2 protein-coding genes are annotated in these 4,724 nt (G+C 41.4%); one reads left to right on the forward strand and one right to left on the reverse strand.

The features are described from left to right. Nucleotides 1-24 precede the first annotated feature (24 nt). The gene (locus A3735_RS16695; protein WP_068513162.1) at nucleotides 25-2,304 is read left to right on the forward strand and encodes an EAL domain-containing protein; all 2,280 of its coding nucleotides are present in this window, start codon (nucleotides 25-27) and stop codon (nucleotides 2,302-2,304) included. A 172-nt stretch (nucleotides 2,305-2,476) separates the two neighbouring features. Here the strand turns inward: A3735_RS16695 and A3735_RS16700 are convergent, their stop codons facing one another. Then, nucleotides 2,477-4,669 carry an ATP-binding protein gene (locus tag A3735_RS16700; protein WP_068513158.1) on the reverse strand — a complete coding sequence of 731 codons (2,193 nt, stop codon included), beginning with the start codon at nucleotides 4,667-4,669 and terminating at the stop codon, nucleotides 2,477-2,479. Between the last annotated feature and the right edge of the window lie 55 nt (nucleotides 4,670-4,724).

Consider the following 4,724-nt stretch of genomic DNA (forward strand, 5'->3'; position numbering starts at 1 on the left):
TCAATAATGTACTATATTAAATGAATGAAAAAATATAAAAACCAGGCCTTATGGCGAACTTATCTATTTGTCGTATTCTTTTCTATCGTCGTAACCGCATCTTTTTTATATGCTGAATGGCAGGAAATTAAGGATCACGCAGGTATTGAGCAAAGTTATGCAAATAACCTCGTCTCTCATTCTATGGAATCCTTGCTTCAAAAAAACTCAAATTTATTGAAAGTACTTGGTGAACGCTTTGTGGAGCTTGTTGGCGAGGGAGAAATAGCCCAGGTTCAGAAAAGTATGAACCAGGTTTTACGAGTGAATACCGAGTTGATAGGTTTAGGCTTGGTTGATGTAAACGGTCAGTTGATAGTCTCTACCTTCAAACATATGCCAAGCCAGGTTCCTAATTTGTTGACAAAAGCGGAAACCAAAGACACCTTTCGCAAGACCCTGGAATCATCGAAATTAGTGATGGGAAGGACCTATTACTTCCAAGCATTGAATTCGTGGGTCATACCTATCCGGCTTCGGGTATTAGATAGCGAAGGACAGGTTGCAGCTGTTGTGGTAGCAGGCTTTAAACTAGGCGCTTCTCATGGTTTATGGTCTAGAGAAAATCTACCAAAACACCTTGCTTTGACAGTCGTTCGTGGCGATTACTATCGTCAATATGTCTCGTATATTGATGAAAATGAATATCAGGATTGGTATGGCTCGGCGGTAGAGAGTAAATTCGTTGAATATTTGGATAACTTATTCAAGGTTCAAGCAGGTGTGGGAATAAAAGCCCTTCGGGCAGGCGACAAGCTTGTTTCAGCGATTGTGCCTAATAAACGAGGTGAGCTAAATTTTGCATCGATTAGCTATGACCCTGTGTTTGAGCATTTTACCATTGTTAGCACTAGACTTGACTTGCTCTATGATAAATTTTGGTACACCCTGTCTTGGGTCCTTAGTGCCTTTATTCTGTTTAATATCGGCTTATTTATTATTTTCCGTTTGAATATTCGTCTCCACTTACAGACGGAGCAGTCACTACATCACCAGATTGAACATGACCCGCTAACCAAGTTACCTAACCGGCGCTTTCTGACACAGAACTTCGAATCCTGGGCAAATAAGTATGCTCAGGGCTTCTCTCTACTCTATATTGACCTGAATAACTTTAAGTCGAGTAATGACTTACATGGTCACTCTGTTGGTGACCAGATTCTTTGTGAAGTGGCGAGCAGAACTACTGAACACTTCCAAGATTGTATGTGTATCAGACAAGGAGGCGATGAGTTTATTATCTTGACGGGTATGCGTGATAAAGGTGAGTTAAACAAGTTGTGTAAGGCTTACCTGGAGGTGCTACGAAACCCAGTTTCGTTGGAGCATTTAGAGTTTTCCATCAAGGCTTCAATCGGGGTTGCAATCAGTCCCTTTGATGGCAAGGTTCTGGATGAGCTGCAGCGAAAGGCAGACATGGCCATGTACGAAGCGAAGCAAAAACAGAGCGATATCTGTTTTTATTCCGTGGGAATGGAAGAGAAAACCAAGCGTGCTGCTGATATTGAGAAAGAACTTCTTAATGCGTTAGAAAAGGGTGAAATGTGTGTCGTCTATCAGCCTCAGGTCGACTCACAATCCCAGAAGGTATTAGGTGTCGAAGCTTTGGTTCGCTGGCAGAGTGATGTTTTGGGTTTTGTTCCGCCCGATCAGTTTATTTCGGTAGCAGAAGCAGCGGGCGTGATTCATGAACTGGGTGAGTTCGTACTAAAAACGGCTTTGGACGAATGTCTTGACGCTTGTAAACAGAGTCAGCACGCGCCGTTTAAACTGAGAGTATCGGTTAACGTTTCGGTGAGGCAACTGCTTAATGAAGACTTTGTCCCTATGATTAAACAGCTTGTTGAAAGGTATGACGGAGAAGCGCTTACTTTGATGATTGAGGTGACAGAAAGCCTGTTTATTGAAGATTTGGACAAAGCAAAGGATGTATTGAATCAGGTCTCGTTATTGGGCGTGTATACTTCTTTGGATGACTTTGGTACAGGCTACTCTTCTCTAAGTGTACTGAGTAAATTACCTATCAATGAACTGAAAATCGATCGAAGCTTCGTTAATGATATTTTGATTGACGAGCAGGATTGGCTACTGGCAAAAAGTATTATCAACTTAAGCAAGAGTTTATCTATTCCCGTCGTCGCTGAAGGTGTAGAAACTAAAGAACAGGCTGATATTTTGGCAGCCAATGGCTGCGATGTATTCCAGGGCTACTATTTTGCTAAACCTATGCCGAAAAATGAACTGGTTTCATTCTTAAGAGAGTAGATCTTAGCTATTGCTCGTTACCTTGGCTATGAGTGTATAAGTACACTCATAGGATTTAGCTCTGTTTAGTACTATTAGCGAACATTAACCCGCGATAGGGTTTTGGGAGTAAGGGTATGCAATTTAATAAAGTGTTCATAGCGCGGTTATTTGATGATACTTAGAGCTGATTTTAGCTGAGCTCTTCAATAAGTTGGCATAAGGCTTCAGGCTCGAAGGGTTTGGGCAGGTGGGCCTTCATTCCTGCAGCAATATAAGTGTCAATATCTTCTTTAAAGACATTCGCTGTCAATGCAACGATAGGGGTGTCCGGAGCAAGCGAGTCTGTGATAATAATTTGTGTAGCTTCTAAGCCATCCATTTCTGGCATCTGAATATCCATCAGTATCAGGTCGTACTGACTTTCTCGTAAGCATTGAATACATTCTAGGCCATTGTTGGCAAACGTGATTTCTGCGCCGAGTAAGAGGAGTGTCTCGTTTACTACTAGCTGGTTAATTTTATTGTCTTCTGCCACTAATATTTTTTTGCCTTTTAAACCTTGTGTTATAGGCGTTTCTTCATCTGAGGCTATTGACGTTTGCTTATCTAGAAAGTGATTGAGTACTTTTTCACTAGTGTAGGGAGCTTCAATTAAGTGAACCGAGCTAGGCAGATCATCGAACTGGGGGATTAGGTCGCTACTTAGAAGAAGTATGGTGGGCAAGGAGTATTTTCCTAATAACGCGTTAACGCGAGTGCTTAAATCGGGTATATCCTGGTTACATGAAAATAATAAATGACTGCTTGGCTCAGCATTAATATTAAGGCCTGAACTTCTGAGATCTGCTGATATTATTTCAGTTTCGAAGGTGCAAGGGCTAACAACTTTCAGCTTAAGATTGCTGAGCTGGTTTTTTTCCTCTTCTGATAAGTGTGTAAATGATAAAACATCTTGTGATTCATCTTTGCTCTTTCGAAGCGGTATCGATACATCAAAACACGAGCCTTTGTCTAAAGAGCTATCAACTCGAATAGTTCCGAGCATTAACTCAATGAAACTACGTGAAATACTCAGGCCCAAGCCTGTTCCACCAAATTTACGGGTAGTCGAGTCATCTGCCTGAACAAACTCTCTGAATATTAGTTTTTGTTGTTCTTCACTTAGCCCTATCCCTGTGTCTTTTACTTGAATCTTTAAGTAAGGTTGCGTGTAATTCTCGGTGAGATCAATTTTTAAGGTGACCCCGCCGGTTTCAGTGAACTTGATTGCGTTCGAGCATAAATTGGTAATGATTTGCGTGATTTTGGTAGCGTCGCCACAAAGTGGAATAGCCAGATTTGGCGGCGTTAATAAGATGAAGGAAATATTCTTCGCTTTCGCTGCAAAATTCATCGATGTGGCTAGAGGTCTGATAATGTCTTCAAGGACAAAGTCTGCCTGATCCAATGTGATTTTGTTGGCTTCTATCTTACTGAAATCCAAGACGTCATTGATTATTTGAAGTAATGAGCTGCCAGATAAGACAACATTCTCAAGGTAACTTTTGACTTCGCTGTCCTGAATACGGTTATAAGTCAGTTTGCTCAAACCGATGATGCCGTTTAGTGGTGTTCTTATTTCATGTGACATATTGGCGAGAAAACGCGATTTTGCTCTAGTGCTTTGCTCAGCCATCGTCTTGGCCTCATCAAGTTCCTGCGTTCGACGCTCAAGTGCCTGCCCAGTGCGTATTTGGCTGATATATAATTGATACATTAGCGCGATGGCGATAACACTCGTGATGGCGATGACCAGTAAAAAGTAGAGTTGCAACTTGAGTTGATGGCTCCAGCTTGTCCATGTTTTCGCTTGCGCATGCTCGACTTCCTGAATCACTTTACGGCTATAAACGTTCCATTTGTTATATAAACGGCCGAGCTTTTTACGTAGCGACTTGACTAGTTTAAGGTTGGTTGCATGATTCTCTTCATGGAGTTGTGCAATCGGCTCCCCAAAACCTTTAAGTGTCGAGGTGATTTTGCTGAGTTTATCGAGGTCGCCAAATTCTTGGTGTAAAGTTTTTGTTTTTTCGCTATCAAGGTCGTTGAGTATACTGCCGCGCATAATGCGAAAACCTTTTTTCAGGTTCTTAATGTTTTTTGAACTTGTTTCGGCCTGGTAGTCCTGAATGAGGGAGATGATTTTTAGCAATTTGGGGTTAACCCCGAGATTGTTATTAATTATCGCCAGATAAGGTTCAACTGCATCGTTGTTAATGTCTTTAATTGAATTGATAGAAAAACTTACGCCCGCCAAAATAATCAGCGCGAGAAGAACGAAGATGGCAACTAAAGTTTTCGGGGTTGCTATTCGACTTGATAGAGTTTTGTGTTGTTTGCTCATTCAACTTCGATAGATTTTATTTGCCAGACGGACATGTTGTAATAGAGGTCTCTTC

The sequence above is a fragment of the Oleiphilus sp. HI0061 genome (assembly GCF_001635675.1).